General features: G+C 44.1%; 20 protein-coding genes and 3 tRNA genes. 4 read left to right on the forward strand and 19 right to left on the reverse strand.

From position 1 onward, the window contains the following. Position 1: 1 nt before the first annotated feature. Positions 2-1,393, reverse strand: coding sequence for a replicative DNA helicase (locus tag ELZ11_RS17625; RefSeq protein WP_137358707.1), 1,392 nt, complete (start codon positions 1,391-1,393; stop codon positions 2-4). Positions 1,394-1,577: 184 nt separating this feature from the next. Here ELZ11_RS17625 and ELZ11_RS17630 point away from each other — a divergent pair, with 184 nt between their 5' ends. Next, positions 1,578-2,342: a DUF481 domain-containing protein gene (locus ELZ11_RS17630; protein WP_257619172.1), complete on the forward strand. Its 765-nt coding sequence runs from the start codon at positions 1,578-1,580 to the stop codon at positions 2,340-2,342. Between the two features lie 101 nt (positions 2,343-2,443). Here ELZ11_RS17630 and rplI read toward each other — a convergent pair whose 3' ends face one another. From rplI to rnr, 5 genes are all read right to left on the reverse strand, one after another. After that, a complete protein-coding gene (gene rplI / locus ELZ11_RS17635) occupies positions 2,444-2,896 on the reverse strand; it encodes a 50S ribosomal protein L9 (protein WP_137358709.1) in 453 nt (150 codons plus the stop codon). 38 nt (positions 2,897-2,934) lie between these two features. Then, entirely contained in the window at positions 2,935-3,162 is a 228-nt protein-coding gene (gene rpsR, locus ELZ11_RS17640; protein ID WP_000090472.1) for a 30S ribosomal protein S18, read from the reverse strand. A 112-nt stretch (positions 3,163-3,274) separates the two neighbouring features. Further along, a complete protein-coding gene (rpsF, locus tag ELZ11_RS17645; protein ID WP_004741278.1) occupies positions 3,275-3,664 on the reverse strand; it encodes a 30S ribosomal protein S6 in 390 nt (129 codons plus the stop codon). A gap of 269 nt (positions 3,665-3,933) precedes the next feature. Next, positions 3,934-4,674 (reverse strand): 23S rRNA (guanosine(2251)-2'-O)-methyltransferase RlmB, encoded by a 741-nt coding sequence (gene rlmB, locus ELZ11_RS17650; RefSeq protein WP_137358710.1) that lies wholly within the window; start codon positions 4,672-4,674, stop codon positions 3,934-3,936. Positions 4,675-4,690: 16 nt separating this feature from the next. Further along, a complete protein-coding gene (gene rnr, locus ELZ11_RS17655) occupies positions 4,691-7,174 on the reverse strand; it encodes a ribonuclease R (protein WP_137358711.1) in 2,484 nt (827 codons plus the stop codon). Between the two features lie 250 nt (positions 7,175-7,424). Between rnr and ELZ11_RS17660 the strand changes: the two genes are divergently transcribed. Beyond that, the gene (locus tag ELZ11_RS17660; protein WP_137358712.1) at positions 7,425-8,834 is read left to right on the forward strand and encodes an amidohydrolase; all 1,410 of its coding nucleotides are present in this window, start codon (positions 7,425-7,427) and stop codon (positions 8,832-8,834) included. Between the two features lie 83 nt (positions 8,835-8,917). Here ELZ11_RS17660 and motX read toward each other — a convergent pair whose 3' ends face one another. Then, entirely contained in the window at positions 8,918-9,553 is a 636-nt protein-coding gene (motX, locus tag ELZ11_RS17665; RefSeq protein ID WP_137358713.1) for a flagellar protein MotX, read from the reverse strand. 268 nt (positions 9,554-9,821) lie between these two features. Beyond that, positions 9,822-11,138, reverse strand: a complete 1,317-nt coding sequence (locus tag ELZ11_RS17675; protein WP_137358714.1) for an adenylosuccinate synthase — start codon at positions 11,136-11,138, stop codon at positions 9,822-9,824. Between the two features lie 173 nt (positions 11,139-11,311). On the opposite strand from ELZ11_RS17675, the gene ELZ11_RS17680 reads away from it, so the two are divergent. After that, positions 11,312-11,500, forward strand: a complete 189-nt coding sequence (locus ELZ11_RS17680) for a DUF2065 domain-containing protein (protein WP_137358715.1) — start codon at positions 11,312-11,314, stop codon at positions 11,498-11,500. A 91-nt stretch (positions 11,501-11,591) separates the two neighbouring features. Here ELZ11_RS17680 and hflC read toward each other — a convergent pair whose 3' ends face one another. From hflC to tsaE, 8 genes are all read right to left on the reverse strand, one after another. Continuing rightward, positions 11,592-12,566, reverse strand: coding sequence for a protease modulator HflC (hflC, locus tag ELZ11_RS17685; protein WP_137358716.1), 975 nt, complete (start codon positions 12,564-12,566; stop codon positions 11,592-11,594). A 2-nt stretch (positions 12,567-12,568) separates the two neighbouring features. Continuing rightward, the gene (gene hflK, locus ELZ11_RS17690) at positions 12,569-13,759 is read right to left on the reverse strand and encodes an FtsH protease activity modulator HflK (protein ID WP_137358717.1); all 1,191 of its coding nucleotides are present in this window, start codon (positions 13,757-13,759) and stop codon (positions 12,569-12,571) included. Between the two features lie 27 nt (positions 13,760-13,786). Then, entirely contained in the window at positions 13,787-15,094 is a 1,308-nt protein-coding gene (gene hflX, locus ELZ11_RS17695) for a ribosome rescue GTPase HflX (protein ID WP_137358718.1), read from the reverse strand. 44 nt (positions 15,095-15,138) lie between these two features. Further along, positions 15,139-15,399: an RNA chaperone Hfq gene (gene hfq, locus ELZ11_RS17700; protein WP_137358719.1), complete on the reverse strand. Its 261-nt coding sequence runs from the start codon at positions 15,397-15,399 to the stop codon at positions 15,139-15,141. A 192-nt stretch (positions 15,400-15,591) separates the two neighbouring features. Beyond that, positions 15,592-16,524 (reverse strand): tRNA (adenosine(37)-N6)-dimethylallyltransferase MiaA, encoded by a 933-nt coding sequence (miaA, locus tag ELZ11_RS17705; RefSeq protein ID WP_137358720.1) that lies wholly within the window; start codon positions 16,522-16,524, stop codon positions 15,592-15,594. Between the two features lie 48 nt (positions 16,525-16,572). Beyond that, a complete protein-coding gene (gene mutL / locus ELZ11_RS17710) occupies positions 16,573-18,651 on the reverse strand; it encodes a DNA mismatch repair endonuclease MutL (RefSeq protein ID WP_137358721.1) in 2,079 nt (692 codons plus the stop codon). A 25-nt stretch (positions 18,652-18,676) separates the two neighbouring features. Continuing rightward, positions 18,677-20,398, reverse strand: a complete 1,722-nt coding sequence (locus ELZ11_RS17715; protein WP_137358722.1) for a LysM peptidoglycan-binding domain-containing protein — start codon at positions 20,396-20,398, stop codon at positions 18,677-18,679. Beyond that, complete coding sequence (gene tsaE, locus ELZ11_RS17720; RefSeq protein WP_137358723.1) at positions 20,392-20,856, reverse strand: tRNA (adenosine(37)-N6)-threonylcarbamoyltransferase complex ATPase subunit type 1 TsaE; 465 nt, start codon at positions 20,854-20,856, stop codon at positions 20,392-20,394. Before tsaE ends, ELZ11_RS17715 begins: the two co-directional genes overlap by 7 nt. Before the next feature lie 210 nt (positions 20,857-21,066). Here tsaE and queG point away from each other — a divergent pair, with 210 nt between their 5' ends. Next, the gene (queG, locus tag ELZ11_RS17725) at positions 21,067-22,191 is read left to right on the forward strand and encodes a tRNA epoxyqueuosine(34) reductase QueG (protein WP_137358724.1); all 1,125 of its coding nucleotides are present in this window, start codon (positions 21,067-21,069) and stop codon (positions 22,189-22,191) included. Between the two features lie 602 nt (positions 22,192-22,793). Here the strand turns inward: queG and ELZ11_RS17730 are convergent. The 3 genes from ELZ11_RS17730 to ELZ11_RS17740 all read right to left on the reverse strand — a co-directional run bounded on the left by ELZ11_RS17730 (position 22,794) and on the right by ELZ11_RS17740 (position 23,116). Then, positions 22,794-22,869: transfer RNA gene (locus ELZ11_RS17730), tRNA-Gly, on the reverse strand. 58 nt (positions 22,870-22,927) lie between these two features. Then, a tRNA-Met gene (locus ELZ11_RS17735) sits at positions 22,928-23,004 on the reverse strand. Between the two features lie 36 nt (positions 23,005-23,040). Next, a tRNA-Gly gene (locus ELZ11_RS17740) sits at positions 23,041-23,116 on the reverse strand. Positions 23,117-23,118 lie beyond the last annotated feature (2 nt).

Genomic DNA, 23,118 nt, shown 5'->3' on the forward strand with positions numbered 1-23,118 from the left:
GTTACTCATCATCAAATGCAGGGCCTGCATAATTATCAAAGCGAGAGTGCTGACCTTGGAAGGTTAAGCGTACCGAACCGATAGGACCGTTACGCTGCTTACCGATGATGATTTCAGCGATGCCTTTTAACGAGCTGTCCGGGTTGTACACCTCATCACGGTAGATAAACATGATCAAATCGGCATCTTGCTCAATCGAACCTGATTCACGCAAATCTGAGTTAACTGGGCGCTTATCAGCACGTTGCTCTAGGGAACGGTTCAGCTGCGACAGTGCCACAACTGGAACGTTCAACTCTTTCGCTAGCGCTTTAAGGGAACGTGAAATCTCGGCGATCTCAAGAGTACGGTTATCAGACAGTGAAGGCACACGCATCAGTTGAAGGTAGTCGATCATGATCATTGAAAGACCATCATGTTCACGAGCAATACGACGCGCTCGTGAACGCACCTCGGTTGGCGTTAGACCTGAGCTGTCATCGATGTACATGTTCTTCTTGTCCATGAGGATACCCATGGTCGAAGAGATACGAGCCCAGTCTTCGTCATCAAGTTGACCGGTACGAATTTTGGTTTGGTCTACACGAGAAAGAGACGCCAACATACGCATCATCAACTGTTCGCCCGGCATCTCTAACGAGAAGATAAGCACAGGTTTGTCTTGCTTCATTGCTGCGTTTTCACACAAGTTCATCGCAAACGTGGTTTTACCCATCGACGGACGCGCCGCAACAATAATTAAGTCGGAGCCCTGTAAACCCGCAGTTTTCTTATTAAGATCGTTAAAGCCTGTATCGACCCCCGTGACACCATCTTGTGGCGTCTTATACAAGATTTCGATACGTTCTAACGTTTTCTCTAGAATGTTATCAACATTTTGTGGACCTTCGTTTTCACTGGCTCGCCCTTCAGCGATGGCGAAGACTTTACTCTCCGCTAAATCGAGCAAGTCTTCAGAGCTACGCCCCTGCGGATCGTAACCTGAATCAGCGATTTCATTCGCCACTCCAATGAGGTTACGAACTAAAGCTCGCTGAGCGACAATATCGGCATATGCGTTGATATTAGCAGCACTTGGCGTATTCTTAGCTAAGTCTGCTAAGTAGGCAAAGCCACCGACATCTTCTAGCTGTTCGCGTTGCTCTAAAAATTCAGAAAGTGTAATCAAATCCAGAGGATGGCTATCGTCTAAAATGGCTTTAACTGCTTCAAAGATCAGACGGTGTGGACGGCTATAGAAATCTTTCGCGACCACTTTTTCAGCCACGGTGTCCCAGCGTTCATTGTCCAAGAGCAAACCACCGATAACGGATTGCTCGGCTTCAAGTGAATGCGGCGGTACTTTGATAGCATCGACTTGAGCACTGGCTGATTTCTGATTTCTGGTATCCACTATGACTACACTCAATAACTAATAATGACCGCTCATTATACCCAAGAACAATAATTTGTAATCTAATCCGCTCACTTTGTTTTACTCTTAGATAAGAATTTACTTACTGCTGACTCAAGGGAAAAGGTTAAACATTACGATCACACTATTCATCCCACCTATAAATGAGGTTTGCGTGTCCAAATTGTTCATTCTCGGCATCGGGCTCTTAAGTGCGCCTTTGCTATATGCTGAAGAATCCACGGATCTGGATATTGCACCTGTTTCGACGGAAGCCCCTAACCCACTCTCTGCCGAGGTGGAATTCGGCTATCAATCTCATACTGGTAATTCAGATTCTCGCTCATTGAATACCCGCCTAAGTGGTGAGTATACGTCTGGCCGTCACCGTACCAATGGTGAATGGAAATATTACAACCTGTATAAAGATGGCGAAGAAGACAAAAGACAGTCGACTTATTCAGCGCAGAGTGACTACAAGTTAGGCCCTAAAACCTATTTGTACGGTAGTTTTAAAGGGGTTGATTCTCGATACAGTGCGTACTTCAAAGACTACACACTTTCTAGCGGTCTTGGTTACCAGTTTGCTAATACTGAAAAGTTCTTATTGGAACTCGAAGTCGGGCCTGGTTTTCGTTACCAAGAGCCAAACTTAGACGAACTCGATGACGATGACCTGATTTTTCCAGAGATTGTCGAAGAAGGCATTTTTCGAGGCAATATCAATACGTCGTGGCAAGCACTACCTAACTTGAAGTTCAATGCGGATATGACGCTCGTATCTGGTAAGAGCAACTTAAGAATGGATACAGACGTTGAAGCCGTTAACGATATTACCGAGAACATTGCACTGAAGATTGCGTTTTCTCGCCAATATCACGACAAAGTTCCTGAAGGATTAGAAAAAGCCGACAGCATTCTATCAATGAATATACTGGTTCAATTTTAGACTCACCCGCCAAGCTTCCCTACTTTTCAGACATAAAAAAACACCAGCCGAAGCTGGTGTTTAAAACTTTCTAAACGAAAGAATTCGTCTTAGTACTGAAATTACTCAGCAGCAACGATAGATACGTTCGCAGTAGCAAAAACTTCAGAGTGAAGTTGGATGCTTACTTCGAATTCACCTACGTTACGTAGAGCGCCTTCAGGTAGGCGTACTTCGCTCTTAGCTACTGCAACACCTGCCGCTGTGATAGCGTCAGCGATGTCACGAGTACCGATAGAACCGAATAGTTTACCTTCGTCACCAGCTTTAGAAGCGATAACAACAGCTTCAAGAGCGTTAACTGTCTCAGCGCGAGCTTCTGCAGCAGCTAGTTGCTCAGCAACTTTAGCTTCTAGTTCAGCACGACGAGCTTCGAACATTTCAACGTTGCCCTTAGTTGCCATAACTGCTTTACCTTGTGGGATAAGGAAGTTACGAGCGTAGCCAGATTTAACGTTTACTTGGTCGCCAAGGCCACCTAGGTTACCGATTTTATCAAGTAGAATAACTTGCATTATCTTAGTCCTCTTAAACTTTTATTAACTATTACCGATTACTGATGCTTGTCAGTGTACGGTAGTAGAGCTAGGTAACGAGAACGCTTGATAGCGCGAGCTAGTTGACGCTGATACTTAGCGCTTGTACCAGTGATACGGCTAGGTACGATTTTACCAGCTTCAGTGATGTAGTTTTTAAGAGTTGCTACGTCTTTGTAGTCAATCTCTTGTACGCCTTCTGCAGTGAAACGGCAGAATTTACGACGACGGAAGAAACGAGCCATGGGCTATCTCCTGATCTTAAATTTAATAATGCGGCCTTTCACAATTACTTATGTAGTTGTCAACGACCTAAAACAAGTTGAGAATTTTTTAAGGCGTTAAGCCAAAAAAGAATTACTCAGCAGCTGCTTCTGGCTTAGCTTCTGTACGCTCTTCGCGACGAGGAGCACGCTCAGCACGCTCTTCTTTTTGCTTAAGCATGATAGATTGCTCAGTCACAGCGCCTTTAGTGCGCATGATCATGTTACGTAGAACTGCATCGTTGAAACGGAAAGCAGTTTCTAGCTCGTCAATCACTTCTTGACCAGCTTCAACGTTCATAAGAACGTAGTGAGCTTTGTGAAGCTTGTTGATTGGGTAAGCCATTTGACGACGACCCCAGTCTTCTAGACGGTGGATAGTACCGCCAGCTTCAGTGATAGAACCAGTGTAACGCTCGATCATGCCAGCAACTTGCTCGCTTTGATCAGGGTGAACCATGAATACGATTTCGTAATGACGCATTTGGTTGCTCCTTACGGATTATTAGCTTCCACGAATGGCTCGGTCGTCCAGAGGAAGCAAGGAACTAAAGAAAAATGACCGAGTTTTAAGGACGGCAAATATTATAGAAAGAGCTGGGTATTAGCAAGATCTATTTGGCGAATAATGAAACAGTTTTTATTTCGCCATCTAGCCGTCTTTTGGTAAGTATTTTATTAGGATGATGCCGTAGAAAAGCAAATGCTCATCAACCAGTGATGAGCGTTAGAAGATGAAGTAATTTCAATCAATTACTGAGCGAGGCGCTGTCTCACGGCTTCAAATAGGCAAATACCAGACGCAACTGAAACGTTTAGGCTTGAAACAGTACCAGCCATTGGAATCTTAATCAGATCATCACAGGTTTCACGCGTTAAGCGACGCATTCCATCACCTTCAGCCCCCATAACGATCGCCAGTGGCCCAGTCATTTTCGCTTGATAGATATCGTGGGTGGCTTCGCCAGCCGTGCCAACAAACCATACCCCTTGCTCTTGTAACGCACGCATAGTACGAGCTAGGTTAGTCACACGCACTAGTGGAACGGTTTCCGCAGCCCCACACGCAACCTTACTCACCGTTGCGGTTAATGGAGAAGAACGATCTTTTGGGACAATCACAGCCGCTACACCCGCAGCGTCCGCATTACGTAGACAAGCGCCTAAGTTATGCGGATCTGTGACACCATCTAACACTAGCAAAAGTGGCTGCTCATGCTGAGCCAAAATGCCGTCTAAATCATTTTCATTCAACTGCTTGGCAGGCTTCACCTTGGCAATAATGCCTTGGTGATTAGCACCTTGCGCTTTTTCATCTAAAGGCTTACGCCCCATTTGCTGAATAGAAATGCCGTATTGTTGAAGTTGATTCAGTAAAGGTAGAAGGCGCTCATCTTGGCGACCTTTCAATACATAAGCTTCAATAAATCGTGCTGGGTCTTTTTCCAACACCGCTTTCACTGCGTGAATGCCGTATAAAAATTCGTTACTCATCATTTACCCTGTCAGGTTATTTCTTTTTTGCTCTAGCTTTATTAGCACCCGCACGAGATTTCTTCTTGCGAGCTTTTTCAGCTGGAGACTTTTTGCGTGCCGGCTTTTTAGACGTTGGCTTTTCTTCACTGCCATCTGGTCTTTTCGTCGGCTCTACCAAAGGCTTCGCTGCCGTGCCTGGCTTACGACTTTTCACAGCTGCACGCTTTTTGTTTTTCGCTTTTTTCTGCGCTTCAGCAACACGCTTCTTCGCAGTTTTACCTTTGCCGCGTAGCTTACGGTTAGTTTCCGTTAATTCAAAGTCAATTTGACGATCATCTAGATTAACCGCCTTCACTTTTACTTTCACAGAATCACCAAGGCGATAAATCATGCCACCACTTTCACCGATAAGCCTTTGACCTAACGGATCAAATTGATAGTAATCATTGGCCAGTGACGAAATATGGACTAAACCATCAATGTGTAGCTCTGTTAGGCGAACGAAAAAACCAAAACCGGTAACGTTGGCAATAACGCCATCCATTTCTTCACCGACATGGTCTTGCATGTATTCGCACTTCAACCAATCGTTCACTTCACGAGTGGCATCATCGGCACGACGCTCTGTCATTGAACATTGCTCACCGTAGAAATCCATGTCATCAAATGAGTAATGGTAGCCACCAGTCGGTGTCCAACGATCGGTATTACGCCCTTCACCTTTAGCAATTAGATATTTGATTGCACGGTGAAGCAATAAATCTGGGTAGCGACGAATAGGCGACGTAAAGTGAGCATAACGTTTTAGTGCTAAGCCGAAGTGCCCAGCATTATCTGCGTTGTATACCGCTTGCTTCATTGAACGAAGCAGCATGGTTTGGATCAGCTCTTTGTCTTCTCGCTCGCCAATTTGACGCATCAGGTGTGCGTAATCGGTCGGAGAAGGTTCTAAACCACCGCCCAGGTTTAAACCTAGTTCACCAAGGAAGTCTCTGAAGCCAGTTAAGCGTTCTTCCCCAGGGGTTTCATGAATACGGTACAGCGCCGCTTCTTTTGCTTTCTCAACTAATGATGCTGAAGCGATGTTCGCCAAAATCATACATTCTTCGATGATCTTGTGTGCATCATTACGAATCACAGGTTCGATACGGTCAATCTTGCGATCAGAGTTGAAGATGAACTTAGTTTCTACGGTTTCAAATTCAATCGCACCACGCTCATCACGAGTCTGCTTCAGTACTTTGTACATTTTATGCAGCTCTTCTAGGTGTGGCACTTCTTTGTCATAACGCTGACGAAGTTCTTCATCACCATCGAGAATCGCACCTACTTTGTTGTAAGTAAGACGAGCATGAGAATTCATCACCGCTTCATAATGTTTGTAACCAGAAAGCTTACCGTTTGCAGAAATGGTCATCTCACAGACCATACACAAGCGATCCACTTGAGGGTTCAATGAACATAACCCGTTTGACAGCACTTCTGGCAGCATTGGAACCACTTGAGAAGGGAAGTAAACCGAGTTACCACGGTTGATCGCTTCTTTATCTAATGCAGTGTCAGGACGAACGTAGTAGCTCACATCCGCAATGGCTACCCATAGACGCCAACCACCACCTTTCTTTGCTTCACAGTAAACGGCATCATCAAAGTCGCGAGCATCTTCACCATCAATCGTCACCAACGGCAGTTCACGTAAATCAACACGCCCTTCTTTGGCTTCCTCAGGGACATGTTCACCTAAGTTTGATATTTGCTTATCCACCGCTTCAGGCCACTCATTCGGAATTTGATGAGTGCGAATAGCGATCTGCGTTTCCATACCCGGCGCCATATTTTCGCCAAGCACTTCAATAACCTTACCTGTCATGCCGCGAGTACGGGTGCCGCGATCCGTCAGTTCAATCACAACCACATTCCCCATACGAGCACCGCCTTTATGCTCATTTGGGATAAGGATATCTTGTGTGATGCGAGAATCATCCGTCACAACAAAAGAATGACCGTACTCTAAGAAGAATCGACCGACCAATGGGGTTTGACGTTCTTCGAGTACGCGGACTAAACGCCCTTCCTTACGACCGCGTTTATCCGTACCTGATGGTTGAACTAATACTAAGTCACCATGAATAATATTGCGCATCTGGTGATGAGGAAGCAGGACATCATTATCTTTTCCAATACTGCCTTCTGGTCTCACCCAGCCAAAACCATCTTTATGACCAATGACATAGCCTTTGATCAACTCTAGCTTTTCAGGCAATGCATAACATTGGCGGCGCGTGAAGATTAACTGCCCATCTCTTTCCATTGCACGTAAGCGACGACGAAGCCCCTCATATTGTTCTTCACCTGACAAACCTAGCGCTTCAAAAATATCATTACGGTTCATCGGAACGTTAGCTTCCGTTAAGAACTTCGTAATGTACTCTCGGCTAGGTACTGGGTTATCGTATTTCTTGGATTCTCGATCCGCAAAAGGATCAATATGAGTGTTATCTTGTTGTTTATCTGACATAGGCGGGTCTGCTTATAGCAAGGAAGGTATAAGCCTAGTATATCTGACTAAGCTACTAAGCTACAGATATGCATGCAAAAAGCTCAAAATAAGCGGATTTTGACTCATTTATATACAACCTTAAACAATCCATCACAGCTTAGAATGAATCTCACATTTTAATGCAATTGATAAAGCAAACGTTTGCAAGATTCTAGAAATAGCCTATGATGCCCTCACTTTTACCATCACCTGTTCCGAAGGTTTCATTATGACTTTTAAACGCACTTTTCTTGCTGCAGCCATGGCAAGTTTAAGCCTACTTCCTTTTACAAGCTCTGCGGCTGAAAAAGTAGATCTCATGATCACTGACGCTATGGTTCTAACCATGAACCAAGATAAAACCGTTTTTGAAAATGGCACTGTGGTTGTAAAAGACAACAAGATTATTGCAGTGGGTGATGCTTCATTAGAAGAGCAGTACAAAGCAGAAAAAACATTAGATGTTGATGGCGACATCGTAATGCCTGGCCTTATTAACACTCATACTCACGTCTCAATGACAGTATTCCGCTCACTGGCTGATGATGTTCCAGATCGTCTACACCGCTACATTTTCCCTCTTGAAGCTAAACTGGTTTCTCGCGATATGGTTCGTATCGGTGCGAATTTAGGTAACGTTGAGATGGTTAAAGGCGGCGTGACCACATACGCTGACATGTACTATTTCGAAGACGAAGTAGCAAAAACTGTTGACCAAATTGGTATGCGTGCCGTGTTAGGTGAAACAGTCATAAAATTCCCAGTAGCCGACGCTGCAAACGCAGAAGAAGGCATTAAATACGCGCTGAACTTTATTGAAGAATACAAAGATCACCCGCGTATCACTCCGGCATTCGCACCACATGCGCCGTACACCAACACTACCGAAGTACTACAAAAAGTGGCTAAGCTGTCTCTTGAACTTGATGTACCTGTGATGATTCACCTAGCTGAGTCTCACCGTGAAGAAGAGAAAATTGCTAAGCGTGCTGAAGGCCTTTCTCCAGTTCAATACATGGACAGCATTGGCGCTCTAAACAAGAACCTCGTTGGCGCACACATGATTTTAGTTGATGATAAAGACATCGAACTGGTGAAAAAGTCGGAAATGGGTGTCGCGCATAACATGAGCGCTAACATCAAATCAGCGAAAGGCGTATCACCAGCGCTTAAGATGTACGATGAAAACGTTCGTATTGGCTTAGGTACCGATGGCCCAATGTCTGGTAACACACTAAGCACGATTGATGAGTTCAACCAAGTCGCGAAAGTTCACAAATTAGTAAACAAAGATCGTGCAGCAATGCCACCGATCAAAGTGATCGACATGGCAACGATGGGCGCTGCTAAAGCACTTCACATGGAAGATAAGATCGGTTCATTAGAAGTTGGTAAACTCGCAGACATCATCGTGGTCGATACTAAAGCTCCAAACATGGTTCCGGTATACAACCCGTATTCAGCACTGGTTTACTCTGCTAACTCAGGTAACGTTCGTCACACTATCGTAGATGGTAAAATCATCATGGAAGATCGCGATATGCTGACAGTAAATGAAGACGAAATTCGTAAAGAAGCGCTAGAGTTTACTCAAGTTGTACGTGATACAGTGATTGAGTCTGGTGAAGTCGTACAGTAATCGAAGATACGACCAATAAAAAATACCTCGCAATGCGAGGTATTTTTGTATGTGCGGTATGTAAAGTTTTAACTAGACGCTGACTACCAGAAAACATCTCGACGTTTCGCTCGCGCGATAATATTGTCAGGCATACGTTGCTCAAGACCGTTACGCAATACCGAGATTCGTTTATGCTGCCTTTGGTCGGCGGTCACTGAGTTATACAACCAGCGGTATGCATCTTCATAGTCTAGTGGGCTACCGTAGTCACGCAGTAGTAATTCAGCCAAATGAATACGCGCGTTCAAATTCCCCATTGAGGCTGCTTCACGCAGATAAGGGATCGCGCGCTCTTTGTCTTGCTGAACCAAAGTACCACGAGAATAATAACGGCCTATCTGTTCAAGAGCTGCGGGTAAACCTTGATGAGCGGCATTTTCCATATAGTAAAGGCCAAGCTCCACATCTTGTTCAACACACACACCCCAAGCCAGCATGTCGCCGTATAAAAATTCGTAGGACGGCAAGCTAATACGCGTTGCACGAGCCACGATATCTTCCACTAGCTGACATTTATCCGCTTTTACGCGCTCTAAATGTTGGTTATTTTCAATTAAGTTAATCAATTCAGCTTCAGTGTATATTGGAACAGGCTCCCCTACATCTGCTAAATTTGCATGACTCAAGGGTGAGCTTAGCGCCAAAATCAATGAAGCTGCCACTGTTCGTAGCTTCATACCTGCACTCTTTATCTGTGTTTGAACGCTGCCACGTCTGCTTATCGCAACACGTAAACGCAACTGTTCATCTACTATGATAAGTATATCGGCAATCACTGGATTTGCTTTAGACAAAATTTGCCGCAATTAGGCAATAGTTTGCCAGATGATGTACAAAAGATCATCAGAAGCTCGGTCGATTACTAATTTATAGGTACAAAAAAGCCGACATTAAAGTCGGCTTTCAATAACGAATTATCATTGATGCAGATTAGCATCTACAACATTATGCGCTGTAAGGGTGAACCTTGATGATAGTTTCGTTACGGTCAGGACCAGTAGATACGATATCAACTGGAACACCTGTTAGATCTTCGATACGTTTGATGTAATCAAGAGCAGCTTGTGGAAGCGCATCAATTGATTTAGCACCAAATGTTGTTTCAGACCAACCAGGCATAGTTTCGTAGATAGGCGTCGCTTCTTCGAATGACTCAGCGGCCATTGGAGAAACTTCTAAGATAGTGCCATCTTTCATCTTGTAACCAGTACAGATCTTGATCTCTTTTAGACCATCAAGAACGTCTAGTTTAGTTAGACACATACCTGTTAGAGAGTTGATTTGGATTGCACGACGCATAGCAACAGCATCAAACCAACCAGTACGACGTAGACGACCTGTAGTTGCACCAAACTCGTGACCAACATCGCCTAAGTGTTTACCAACTGGGTCTTGCTTATCTAGACCGTCGTAAAGTTCTGTTGGGAATGGACCTGAACCTACACGAGTACAGTACGCCTTAGTAATACCAAGGATGTAACCGATGTGACGAGGACCAAAACCAGAACCTGCAGCAACACCACCAGCAGTCGTGTTAGAAGAAGTTACGTATGGGTAAGTACCGTGATCGATATCTAGTAGCGTACCTTGTGCGCCTTCGAACATAATTTTGTCGCCACGCTTACGTGCTGCATCAAGTTCGTCAGTAACGTCCATTACCATAGCCGTTAGCATATCAGCGTAGCTCATACACTGCTCGAGTACTTCGTCGTAGCTTACTGTTTCAGCTTTGTAGAAATGCTCTAGTTGGAAGTTATGGAATTCCATTACTTCTTTTAGCTTCTCTGCAAATACTTCTTTATCGAATAAGTCACCAACGCGAAGACCGCGACGTGCAACTTTATCTTCGTAAGCTGGACCGATACCACGACCAGTTGTACCAATTGCTTTAGCACCACGAGCGATTTCGCGCGCGTTGTCGATTGCAATGTGGTAAGGAAGAATTAGGGGACAAGCTTCAGAAATGAAAAGACGTTCGCGTACTGGAATACCACGCTCTTCAAGAGGCTTCATTTCTTTAAGAAGTGCTTCAGGCGATAGTACTACACCGTTACCGATAACACATTTTACGTTATCGCGAAGGATGCCTGATGGAATTAAGTGAAGAACGGTTTTTTCACCGTCAATGACTAGAGTGTGACCTGCATTGTGACCGCCTTGGTAGCGAACCACGTATTTTGCATCTTCAGTTAAAAGGTCAACAATTTTACCTTTACCTTCGTCACCCCATTGGGTGCCTAGAACGACTACGTTATTTCCCATCTTTCCAATTCTGTTGCTAATTAAAAATGGATTCTAGCACTGAATCACACTTCTTGCAGTCACTTTTTGTTCATAATTCGTATTATTCGGTTCCTAAATAGAACTTGCTATACTGCTAAACTCACAAAAATCATTGATACTATTGTACTTTTACCACTTTTTAAGGCTTAAACATGTCGAATTCAATCTGGTTAGCAATTGGCCTTGTGCTCATCGTGGAAGGAATTGGTCCTCTTATCGCTCCCAAAGGGTGGCGGGAAATGATGAGCCAGCTAAGTCAACAGCCAGACAACCAGCTTCGCCGCATTGGCGGTTGTTTAGTGGTGTCAGGGCTCGTCATTGCTGTGATGGTAAGCACTTGATCTCAACCTGTCTGCCCACCAAATACAAAAAAGGCTCCCAAGGGAGCCTTTTTTAATTCGAAGTTTCAATAATCAGGTTGTCTACCAATGATTATTGCGCACCTTTCGAGTTATTCATGTACTGGAAGAAATCACTCTTCGGATCAAGTACTAGAATATCGCTCTTCTCGCTAAATGACGTTTCATAAGCTTGCAGTGAACGCATGAAGCCAAAGAACTCAGGATCTTTATTGTAAGCATCAGAGTAGATCTTCGCCGCTTCTGCATCCGCATCACCACGAGTTACTCGAGCAGTACGGTCAGCTTCAGCAAGTACTGTCGCCACTTCTAGTTCAGCTTGAGCACGGATAACTTCAGCACGCTCACGACCTTGAGAACGGTGCTTACGAGCAACTGATTCACGCTCTGCACGCATACGTTTGTAGATAGAATCACTGATGTTGTCTGGAAGGTTGATTTTCTTCATACGGAAATCAACAATCTCAACACCTAGATCTTTCAGCGCACTTTCACGAGTGTCAGCCAGTACGTTTTCCATGATCTTGTCACGCTCACCATCCACCTCTAGGGCTTCAGCAGCTGCGACTGTTGTCACTTCTTCGCTATCAGCTGAATCTGGCAGAACATCGTTGTTACGAGGACCTGATACGATTTGCTTGATTTCACGAGAACCGATTTCAGAACGAAGAACATCCGTCACTTTACGCTCAAGAAGTGCTTCTGCTGTTAGTGCGTTACCACCACCTGTTGCTAGGTAGTATTGACCGAAGTCTTGGATACGCCACTTAACGTATGAATCGATGATCACGTCTTTTTTCTCAGACGTTACGAAACGGTCAGAACGACCGTCCATAGTTTGGATACGTGCATCAAGAGTTTTCACACGGTCAAACAATGGCAGCTTGAAATGCAGACCAGGTTCGTGGATACGAGAGATGTCGTTAGTATCTTTCAATACACGACCGAAACGAATCACGATACCGCGCTCACCCTCTGGGATAACGAACACAGACATTAACATTAGAGCTAATGCTACGACCAATACAGGGATCATTAACTTACGCATTATTAGTATCTCCCTTGGCGTGAACTATCAGAACGAGACTGAGTGGTTGACTGAGTGTCGGCTTGCGATTCAAGTTCAATTTGATCATAAGTTGAAGTTGTCTTCGCTTTACGCTGAGTTTGCTTCGCTCCACTTTGCCCTGCCAACTTATCAATTGGTAAGTAAAGTAGGTTGCCGCTCGACTCAGAGTCGATCAACACTTTAGACGTATTTGAATACACTTTTTCCATTGTATCTAGGTACAGACGGTTACGTGTAACCTCTGGAGCCGCTTGATATTCAGGTAATAGTTTTTCAAATTGTGCCACTTGACCAAGTGCACCGTTAATTGTGCGTTCAGAGTAACCAACCGCTTCTTTCTTCAAACGCTCAGCACGACCTGTTGCCTTAGGAAGAATATCATTTCGGTAAGCTTCTGCTTCACGTTCAAAACGCTCTTCATCCTCACGAGCCGCAATTGCATCATCAAATGCATCTTTTACTTGCTCAGGTGGACGCGCTGACTGGAAGTTCACGTCAACAATAAGAATACCCATATCGTAGCTGTCGATAATCCGGTTTAGCGTTTCTTGAGTACTTTGACGAATCTGTTGACGCCCACTAGTTAGGATACTATCCATTAGTGAGTCACCGATTACCGCACGAAGCGCAGAATCTGTCGCTTGACGCAAGCTGTCGTCAGCATTCGTTACACGATATAAGTACTTGTACGGGTCTGAAACACGGTATTGAACACCCATTTCAACCGTCACAACGTTCTCATCTTTCGTTAACATAGTGCCAGATGCACGTAGTGAACGAATCGCTTGAACGTTAACTAGCTGCTCATCTTTAATTTCATCGATAAAGCGAGGGTGCCAGTTAAGACCTGGTTCTTCGATACGATCGAATTGACCTAGTCGTAACACCACTGCTCTTTCTGCTTCACCAACAGTATAGAAACCAGCGAAAAACCAGATAGCAACAGCAATTACAGCAATGACACCAAAGCCAATTGCACCGCCGCCGCCGATTGATGGACCATTGCCACCCTTATTACCAAACTTGCCACCCAACTTTTGACTCAGCTTATTAAATACTTCGTCTAGGTCTGGCGGTCCTTGATCTCGGCCACCACGATTATTTTTATTACCCCAAGGGTCATTATCGCGGCCTTTGTCGCCGTTGTTATTTCCAGGCTCATTCCACGCCATTAGAAAGCTCCATCATTTGATATGACGTTATACTGTAGCAGTCTCTTTGGTAACGATAAAGTCACCTAAGAGCGCCCCTTCTCTTTTTTCTAGTTTAGACCAATCGACTTGTTGCATTCTAATATCTATCAACAAGTTACCTTCTTGGTCATATTCTTCACGTTGAATACATTTCAGTTGGAAGAATAAACTACGAATCCTGCCTTGATGTTCTGGTGGAATTCGCAATTGGTACTGCACTATTTGACTCGCCAAACGTTCTGTCAGCGCTTCAAACAATAAATCAATACCCAAGCCATCCATTGCCGAGACCCAAACCGTGCGAGGCACACCTTCTTCATCTCTTTCGATGCGAGGCTGTTGGTCTTCCATGCAGTCGATCTTATTCATGACAACTAAAGTCGGTACCTCATGGGCATCGATTTCTTCTAAAACGTCGTGAACAGCCTGAATATTCTCACGAAAACGGTCGTCACTGGCATCGACAACATGTAACAAAATGTCAGCTTCTTGCGTTTCTTGCAACGTCGCTTTAAATGCCGCAACAAGGTCGTGAGGTAGATGGCGAATAAAGCCTACCGTGTCAGCCAATATAGAAGGGCCAACATCCGCTAGATCGATCTTACGTAATGTAGGATCTAACGTTGCGAACAATTGGTCTGCAGCATAAACACCAGCAGAAGTTATTCGGTTGAACAGTGTAGATTTCCCTGCATTGGTATAACCAACCAAAGAAATTGTAGGAATTTCAGCTCTATTACGAGCACGGCGTCCTTGTTCACGTTGCTTAGCGACTTTCGCTAAACGACGCAATATCGCTTTAATACGATCACGCAACAAACGACGGTCTGTTTCTAGTTGGGTTTCACCTGGACCACGTAAACCTATACCACCTTTTTGTCTTTCTAGGTGAGTCCAACCTCGGATCAATCGGGTAGAAATATGCCTTAACTGAGCAAGCTCAACTTGCAATTTACCTTCATGAGTTCGAGCTCGTTGTGCAAAGATATCTAAGATCAAACCTGTACGGTCAATCACTCGACATTTACACAGCTGTTCTAGGTTACGTTCTTGGGCAGGAGAAAGGGAGTGATTAAAAATCACAATTTCAGCACCAGTCAGCTGAACGGCTTGAGCAATTTCTTGGGCTTTACCCTCTCCAACGTAGTATTTAGGGAGCGGGGATTGTCGGCTACCGGTAATTACCTGTAACGTTTCAACCCCTGCTGAAGATACCAGCATTTCACATTCGCTAAGATCTTCCCACTCACCTTCTTGCGTGAAGTTGATATGAACAAGTACGGCTCGCTCACCGGATTCATAACGGTCAAACAAGCAACCAACTCCTTATTACAGCTTGAGCTGTATTATTTAAATTATTAATCTTCAGATTTCTCAGGACGATCAGATGGAGCGCGCTCACCACTGTGATGACTAACTGCACGTGCAGGTACCACAGTTGAAATCGCATGCTTATAAACCATCTGATTTACAGTGTTCTTCAATAAGATCACAAATTGATCGAAAGACTCAATCTGACCTTGAAGCTTGATGCCATTTACAAGGTAGATAGATACTGGAATGCGCTCACGACGAAGTGCATTTAGAAACGGGTCTTGTAGAGATTGCCCCTTAGCCATTTTATTTTCCTTATTTGTATTTTGTTGTAATTATTTAGCTAGTGGTGCACTAAAAGGTGCGGCCTTTGCATCTGAGCTAAATGAATAAAAAAACTCCGTTGTTATTGAAAGGCTAGCAAATTTAAAAACCTCAATAACGGATCCTTTCCAGAGTATATTCACGCAAAAGCGATCACATTATACACAGCATTTCTAATCAGATGCTATTGCATCTGAAAGAGTTTCTAGTGCCTGTTCAATGTTTTCACTATCTAACCAAGTTAAATTATCCCAGCTGCGTAACCAGGTAATTTGTCGCTTGGCCAATTGACGGGTTGCACAGACACCACGAAATATCGCTTCGTCCAAATCACAATTTCCGTCTAAATAGTCCCACATCTGCCTATAACCTACGCATCTGATCGAAGGAAGATCCGGGTGAAGATCGTCTCTAGCGTATAACGCTTTCATTTCATCTTCAAACCCAGCTTCCATCATCTTGTCGAAGCGTAATTCAATACGGCGATGCAGTTCTGCCCTTTCCTTGGGAGCAATAGCAAATTGCTTAACTCTAAAAGGCAGGCTTTCACCTTTGGTTTGAGTTAGCTCAGTTAATGTTTTACCTGAAATTCGGTAAACTTCCAATGCTCGCGATAATCTTTGTGGATCATTGGGGTGGATTCTTTCTGCGGAAACTGGATCAATGTCTTTTAGTTGATCATGTAAAGCTTGCCAACCTAGTGATTGCGCTTCCGCTTCAATCTGTTCTCGAATAGCCGGATCAGCAGCTGGCAGAGGAGAAAGCCCCTCTAGTAGCGCTTTGTAGTACAGCATGGTGCCGCCAACTAACAATGGGATTTTGCCGTCAGCAACAATCTTGTTCATTTCATTTATGGCATCACGACGAAAATCCGCCGCAGAGTACGCTTCACTTGGGTCCAGAATATCAATCAAGCGATGAGGTGCTAGCGCGAGCTCTTCCGCATCCGGTTTAGCGGTGCCAATATCCATGTCTTTGTAGATTAATGCCGAATCGACACTGATGATCTCGACTGGGTATTTTTGACGTAATCGAATCGCTAAATCTGTTTTTCCAGATGCAGTCGGCCCCATTAAAAACAGTGCTAAAGGTAATTTTTGAGTCATAGTTCTTTATTATTATGGCTTCTTAATGAAAGCGTTTCGTTTACAGTATTATTTGGCTAACAAAGCTGCAATTGTGGAAGAGAAATCAACCGAGACCACAAACTGATTATCTTCTAATGGAAGTTGACCATGCCATAGCTGTTCAAGTTCCCCAACCAATTGAATGGCTTCTGATAAAGTGTAGTCGCTTTTTACTTGAGCGGTTTGAATCGCGATCCAATTTGCTAAGACTTTGCTATCAAAAACAGACTTATTATTGTCCGTTTTCGTTGAGGCTGCGTACGATAACAGATCTGGTATTAGAATTTGTAAGTTTTGCTGCCTTAGAGGCGAAGGAACGCCCATGACCATAATGGTTTCACGATTCCTTAACTTGAGCTCAATACCAAAACACTGCAACACATGGATACCATCTTCGGCAACTTGAGTCAGTTCTTTACCAACTTTCAGAGAGAGCGGCACAAGCAATGGCTGACTCTTCAAATAGCCTTGCTCGGTATTCAATTGACCAAGCACTCTCAAAAACTCAGCTTTTGCGAGCGATACCAACACACAACCAACCTTACTTCCCATCACTAAATATTGGTGATTCACCACAGTAATGGCTTTCCCTAAATTTGTGATGGGTTCTGACGGCTTCTTGATGGCCTCTGAAACCAAATCAGCGTCTTTAATAGGTTCTTGTTGTGGACTTGGTGTCAAGGATTCTATCGAAGGTGTATCCAATAGCTCTTTATACGCTTTGACTTCCTTTTTCGACGGCGCTGGCTCCCCATATCGCTGAACAGCCTCTTTTTCTTTTTTGGGAGCAGGACGCGACTCGATCCATTCTTGTCTTGATGACGGCGCCTCGCTAGCAACGTAGCTATTTACATTTTCATTAACAGAGCTCGAAGGCTCAGCGCTATAGCTGACATCGGGTTCCGCTTTACGTGGATAAGCCGGCGTTCTTTCGATTACTTGGTCAGCACGCTCTCTAGCTTGATCTTGTGCTAAAAACGGTTGCTGAACGACACCCTCTTCTCCGCTTTCAACAGTCACTACGCTATCGCTCGGAGCTTGTTCCTCCTGTGAAGCAGGGTTTTGCTGATGAAAGGCAGATTGATTCACAGGGGCAGCGTCTATGTGTCTGGTCTGTGATAAGCCATCACTAAGGGCTTGGTAAATAAAATCATGCACTAAACGAGCTTGATGGAAGCGCACCTCATGTTTCGCAGGGTGGACATTCACATCGACCTGATGCGGATCTAGTTCAATGAATAACACATAGGTTGCAAACTGATCCGGGCGCAAGCTCGTTTCGTAGCTTTGGCGAATGGCGTGATTAATCAGCTTATCTCGCATCATACGGCCATTAACATAACAGTATTGAAGATCGCTTTGCTGCCTCGCACCTTCAGGTGTTGTGATCCAGCCATGCAGTTTCAAACCTTGATGCTCAAGTTCGATTTTTAGCATATTACGAACGAACGCATTGCCACAGACTGCTGCGATGCGCTTTTCGGCCTGAAGCTCGTTTTTAGCTGCACGATATTGACGAATCATTTTGCCGTTGTGGCGTAAATTAATCGTCACGTCAAAGCGGCTTAACGCAATCCGTTTCAGTAACTCATCAATGTGAGTAAATTCGGTTTTCTCTGTTCTAAGAAATTTGCGACGTGCCGGTGTATTGAAAAACAAATCAAGCACTTCAACAGAAGTACCGATTGGATGTGCCGCAGGCTGCAGTTTTACCTGCATATCTCGGCCTTCGCTATACGCCGCCCACGCTTGTTCTTGAGTTGTAGGCCGAGACGTCATAGTAAGGCGCGCGACTGAACTGATACTCGCTAATGCCTCTCCACGGAAACCTAGACTCACAATGGCTTCAAGATCATCCAGCGTGTGGATCTTCGAAGTGGCATGACGACTTAATGCTAATGCCAGTTCACCTTTTACAATGCCCTTACCGTTATCACGAACACGGATCATCTTAGAGCCACCTTTTTCGATATCAATATCGATACGAGTCGCACCAGAGTCCAAGCTATTTTCCACCAACTCTTTTACTACTGAAGCTGGCCTTTCTACTACCTCACCCGCCGCAATTTGGTTTGCCAAACGGGCAGGCAGTATTTTAATCGTCATAACTTTATCTTTGCCTTAAAAGCGTCTATTTATGCGGAATAATCAAAACTTGGCCAATAGCCAACTCGTCAGAACGAAGTTTGTTAGCTTGTCGAATGCTATTCACACTCACACCATACTTAGCCGCTATTTTTCCTAGGTAGTCACCGCGAGCAACTTTATGCTTTCTTAGCGGTGCATCTTTTAGGCTCACCGTTATTCTCAGCTTCTGCCCGACTTTTAAGGTATCTGACTTCAATTTATTTTCACGCTTAATATGCGCGACTGAGACTTTATATTGGCTAGCAATCTTACCTAAGTAATCACCTCTTCTCACGGTGTGAGTAACCGTTTTCGTTTCCACTGGATTCGAAATTTTAGGCACTGAGATAGAAGCAGAAGAACCCGGAATCACCAGAACTTGACCAATTGCCAAGCTAGATGACTTCAAATTATTCTGACTCATGATCGCTTTGGTCGTCGTCGAGTACTTTTTCGCAATTGCAGACAGTGAGTCACCACGCTTCACTTTGTACTTCGTGGCCTTCATTGAACTCGAGAATGCAGTGCCTTCTGGCGGATTCGCTTTCAAATATTTCACGATAGCTTTCGCAATCGAGCGAGCCAGCTTATCTTGGTGCGAACGCTGGAATAATAACTTCTCTTCGGTAGGGTTTGAAATGAACCCCGTTTCAACTAAGACCGATGGAATTTGTGGTGAACGCAATACTGCCAAGCTGGTATTGATCGGCTTCGAGTTGTGTAGCTTCGCTACTTTCCCCATCTCAGACAATATCTCCGTCGCTAACTTATAACCTTCTTTCTGAGAATGACTAAACTGAAGATCAAGCAATGTTTGGTTAACGTTCTTATCATCGATATTGCCAGTAAATGCAGCCCCACTACCGCCTAATAGCTCGGATTGTTTCTCTTTGTTCTCAATCCAGCGGGAAATTTCTGTATTGGCTCGCCGTGTATTCAATACAAACACAGAGCCGCCCCGTGGTTGCGGGGTAGTAAATGCATCGGCGTGAATTGAAACCAAGAGGTGCGCTTCGTTTTCTCGTGCGATAGCCACTCGTCGGTTTAAATTAACAAAGTAGTCGCCATTACGAGTTAATCGACTCTTCACCCCTGGCACCGCATTCAACTGAGCCGCTAGCTTTTTTGAAATGCTCAACGTCGCATTTTTTTCATACTTACGCGTAGGGCCTATCGAACCAGGGTCTTCACCGCCATGACCAGGATCGATCACAATCAGAATATCCTCTTTTCTCTGAACCTGAGAAATATCTTTGCTGATCGTTGGTTTTTTCGCCGCTGTAGAAGTTGTCGCTTTCTTGGTCGTCGTAGCATGAGGGAAATCAACGACAAGACGATGACCATATTGGCCACCCGGTGTTGGATTAAGTTTAAACAGCTCAGCTTTAGACGCTTTCTTCAACTCAAACACCAAGCGATATGTGCCTTTGCTTGGCGGCGAGCTTTTACGGATCTTAGCTAATACCGGGCTATCGCTTACGTTCATCGGCAGCTTAGTTGCCAGAGTTGTCTTTTTTAAGTCAACGACTAAACGGCTTGGGCTGCTCAATGTAAAGTAGCTGTAATCGGCTTCTGTTTTAAGATCAATTACGACGCGCGTTTCATCAGGAGAAGGCCAAACACGAATGCCTTCTAATGAATTAGCGAAAGTAACGTTTGAGAATAAGATAAAAAATGCAGCAAGCGAAAACGCTGCTGCATTATATAAACGCTTAAGAATCAACATAACTCCAACTGATCTAGTAAGCTTCTACCGTAATCATTATTAGCGGTTAGGGTTGTCACACGCTGATTGCCGTCATAACGGATATCAATATCTAAGTCGGCTTCTGGCAATAATCCATGCCCTTTCTCCGGCCACTCCACTAAACAGATCGCATCCGGAGTGAAGTAATCTCGAATTCCCATGAATTCTAGTTCTTCCGGATCGGCTAATCGGTACAGGTCGAAATGATAAACCTGCCAGTCCGCAAGCTGATACGGTTCAACTAAAGTGTAAGTTGGGCTTTTTACATTTCCGTCATGGCCCAAAGCTCGAACAAATCCACGACTGAACGTGGTTTTTCCTGCGCCAAGATCGCCATGCAGATAAATAGTCGTCTGCTGTGAGCATAGATTTGAAAGCCTCGTACCTAATAGAATCGTTGCTTGCTCATCTTCCAAAGTAAATTGTTTCGTGCTCATGTATAAAGTTCTCTAAATATCGATCGTTGACTATATAAAAATCAAAAGAACAAGAATAGTAAACCGTGTTGCTTTTGAGAGACAAGATCTCAAATGTAAGTTATATGAAAAATGAGCAAATAAATCCGCGATTTCTGGTCTTAAAGGCTAAGATCCGTTAAGATCCGCCCCCATTTTTGCGCGTCGCAATTGAAACGAAGAGCTACCGACATGAATCTCGACCAACTTGCTGAACAAATTAAAGTCTGGGCTAAAGAGCTCGGCTTTCAAAAAGTCGGGATTTGTGACATTGATTTACGTGAGCACGAAGCACCATTACAAGAGTGGTTAGATAAAGGCTACCACGGTGATATGGATTGGATGGCTCGCCACGGCATGATGCGTGCGAGACCAGATGAGTTACACCCAGGTACCATAAGAGTGATCAGCGCTCGAATGGATTACCTTCCTCCAGAAGCACAATTCGCTTCGAACCTAAAAGATACTAACCAAGGCTATATCAGTCGCTATGCGCTAGGGCGTGATTACCACAAGCTAGTACGCAATCAACTTAAAAAACTTGGTCAGAAAATCGAGAAGGAAGTCGAAGATTTCGATTGTCGTCCATTTGTCGACTCAGCGCCAATATTAGAGCGACCGCTTGCTCAAAAAGCAGGTCTAGGTTGGACGGGGAAGCATTCTCTGATCCTAGATAAAGAATCTGGGTCCTGGTTCTTTCTTGGCGAGTTACTAATTAACCTCCCTCTGCCAGTAGATACACCGAGTGAAGATGAATGCGGCAAATGTACAGCTTGTATAACATCATGCCCTACGGGTGCCATTGTAGAAGAAGGGGTTGTCGATGCCCGTAAATGCATTTCCTATTTAACGATTGAATTCGACGGAGTTATCCCTGAAGAATATCGCCCTCTAATAGGAAACCGAATTTATGGCTGTGATGATTGTCAGTTAGTCTGCCCTTGGAACCGCCATGCAGATATCAGCCAACAGCATGACTTTCATCGTCGCGATGCGTTTAACGACTCAGATCTTGTGGCACTGGCCAGTTGGGATGAAGAAACTTTCTTAAAAAAGATGGAAGGTTCCGCCATTCGCCGTATTGGTCATCAACAATGGCTACGCAACATCTTCGTAGCAATGGGCAATGCGCCATACCGCTCCGACATTATCGAGTTGCTCGAATCTCATCTAGGCAAAAGCGATTTATTAGATAGTCATATCGAGTGGGCGCTACATCAGCAGAATAATCAACTTCCAGATTGCATCAGTAAAACAAAGAACAAAAAGCAGAGGCTAATTCGAATCGTAGAGAAAGGCCTTCCTAGAGACGCCTAGCCTCACTGCCTTCACAGCAAATTGCTCATATTAGAGTGAAAACACATATCAATCAGTTAGCGCTTCCTACACAAAATGAGAGAACAATGTTTGATATTGTTCTCAAATTCAGAAATGTGGAAAAAAACAAAACAATCAACCGATTTAACTCCTTACAAAGAAGTTAAACACAATTCTAATAAATGACTAGGATCAAAAAACAACAAGTTAATGATCTTTAAATTACCGTACAAAAACACAAAAAAAAGAACAAAACCCAACAAAAACAACAAGTTAACAAAGCAAGCAAGTGTTAATGTAATAAACACAGTTGAAAAGATCTTTCAATAGTAAGGTTTGATTTTTCGCAGAAACATGTTTATCAACTAAGTTATCCACATTAAACATTATGTGGATAACTCTGTTAATTAATACAACAAAACATCAGATATTCTTAATAAACATCTGATGATAGCTAGCATTCCATCTGCTACAGCGAATTAGAGACACAAAAATATCCACCGAAAGGAGGATAATTCGTTTTATTTGGGGGTTTATGCTTCTCAGCATTAGAAAGAGCAGTGACCTTAATGGCCTGTTCAAGTTTGATAACTTGAAGAAATTGGAGCGACACACGAGGTTCGAACTCGTGACCTCAACCTTGGCAAGGTTGCGCTCTACCAGCTGAGCTAGTGTCGCATAAGTTAACCGCTACTCTTTACTGCCTTGGGCAATCGATGAGCGTTCAACTGTAATGTGGTTGCGGGAGCCGGATTTGAACCGACGACCTTCGGGTTATGAGCCCGACGAGCTACCAAGCTGCTCCATCCCGCGTCCGGATGCATTGTTAAGTACAATGAAACTTTAAATTGGAGCGACACACGAGGTTCGAACTCGTGACCTCAACCTTGGCAAGGTTGCGCTCTACCAGCTGAGCTAGTGTCGCAT

The organism is Vibrio profundi, from assembly GCF_005281835.1.
GTDB lineage: Bacteria > Pseudomonadota > Gammaproteobacteria > Enterobacterales > Vibrionaceae > Vibrio > Vibrio profundi.

What these genes read in the sequence shown, in the direction of transcription:
- rplI (WP_137358709.1), bottom strand. Translation starts at nt 2,896, where the DNA reads ATGCAAGTTATTCTACTTGATAAAATCGGTAACCTAGGTGGCCTTGGC.
- rpsR (WP_000090472.1), bottom strand. Translation starts at nt 3,162, where the DNA reads ATGGCTCGTTTCTTCCGTCGTCGTAAATTCTGCCGTTTCACTGCAGAA.
- rpsF (WP_004741278.1), bottom strand. Translation starts at nt 3,664, where the DNA reads ATGCGTCATTACGAAATCGTATTCATGGTTCACCCTGATCAAAGCGAG.
- rlmB (WP_137358710.1), bottom strand. Translation starts at nt 4,674, where the DNA reads ATGAGTAACGAATTTTTATACGGCATTCACGCAGTGAAAGCGGTGTTG.
- rnr (WP_137358711.1), bottom strand. Translation starts at nt 7,174, where the DNA reads ATGTCAGATAAACAACAAGATAACACTCATATTGATCCTTTTGCGGAT.
- ELZ11_RS17660 (WP_137358712.1), top strand. Translation starts at nt 7,425, where the DNA reads ATGACTTTTAAACGCACTTTTCTTGCTGCAGCCATGGCAAGTTTAAGC.
- motX (WP_137358713.1), bottom strand. Translation starts at nt 9,553, where the DNA reads ATGAAGCTACGAACAGTGGCAGCTTCATTGATTTTGGCGCTAAGCTCA.
- ELZ11_RS17675 (WP_137358714.1), bottom strand. Translation starts at nt 11,138, where the DNA reads ATGGGAAATAACGTAGTCGTTCTAGGCACCCAATGGGGTGACGAAGGT.
- ELZ11_RS17680 (WP_137358715.1), top strand. Translation starts at nt 11,312, where the DNA reads ATGTCGAATTCAATCTGGTTAGCAATTGGCCTTGTGCTCATCGTGGAA.
- hflC (WP_137358716.1), bottom strand. Translation starts at nt 12,566, where the DNA reads ATGCGTAAGTTAATGATCCCTGTATTGGTCGTAGCATTAGCTCTAATG.
- hflK (WP_137358717.1), bottom strand. Translation starts at nt 13,759, where the DNA reads ATGGCGTGGAATGAGCCTGGAAATAACAACGGCGACAAAGGCCGCGAT.
- hfq (WP_137358719.1), bottom strand. Translation starts at nt 15,399, where the DNA reads ATGGCTAAGGGGCAATCTCTACAAGACCCGTTTCTAAATGCACTTCGT.
- miaA (WP_137358720.1), bottom strand. Translation starts at nt 16,524, where the DNA reads ATGACTCAAAAATTACCTTTAGCACTGTTTTTAATGGGGCCGACTGCA.
- mutL (WP_137358721.1), bottom strand. Translation starts at nt 18,651, where the DNA reads ATGACGATTAAAATACTGCCTGCCCGTTTGGCAAACCAAATTGCGGCG.
- ELZ11_RS17715 (WP_137358722.1), bottom strand. Translation starts at nt 20,398, where the DNA reads ATGTTGATTCTTAAGCGTTTATATAATGCAGCAGCGTTTTCGCTTGCT.
- tsaE (WP_137358723.1), bottom strand. Translation starts at nt 20,856, where the DNA reads ATGAGCACGAAACAATTTACTTTGGAAGATGAGCAAGCAACGATTCTA.
- queG (WP_137358724.1), top strand. Translation starts at nt 21,067, where the DNA reads ATGAATCTCGACCAACTTGCTGAACAAATTAAAGTCTGGGCTAAAGAG.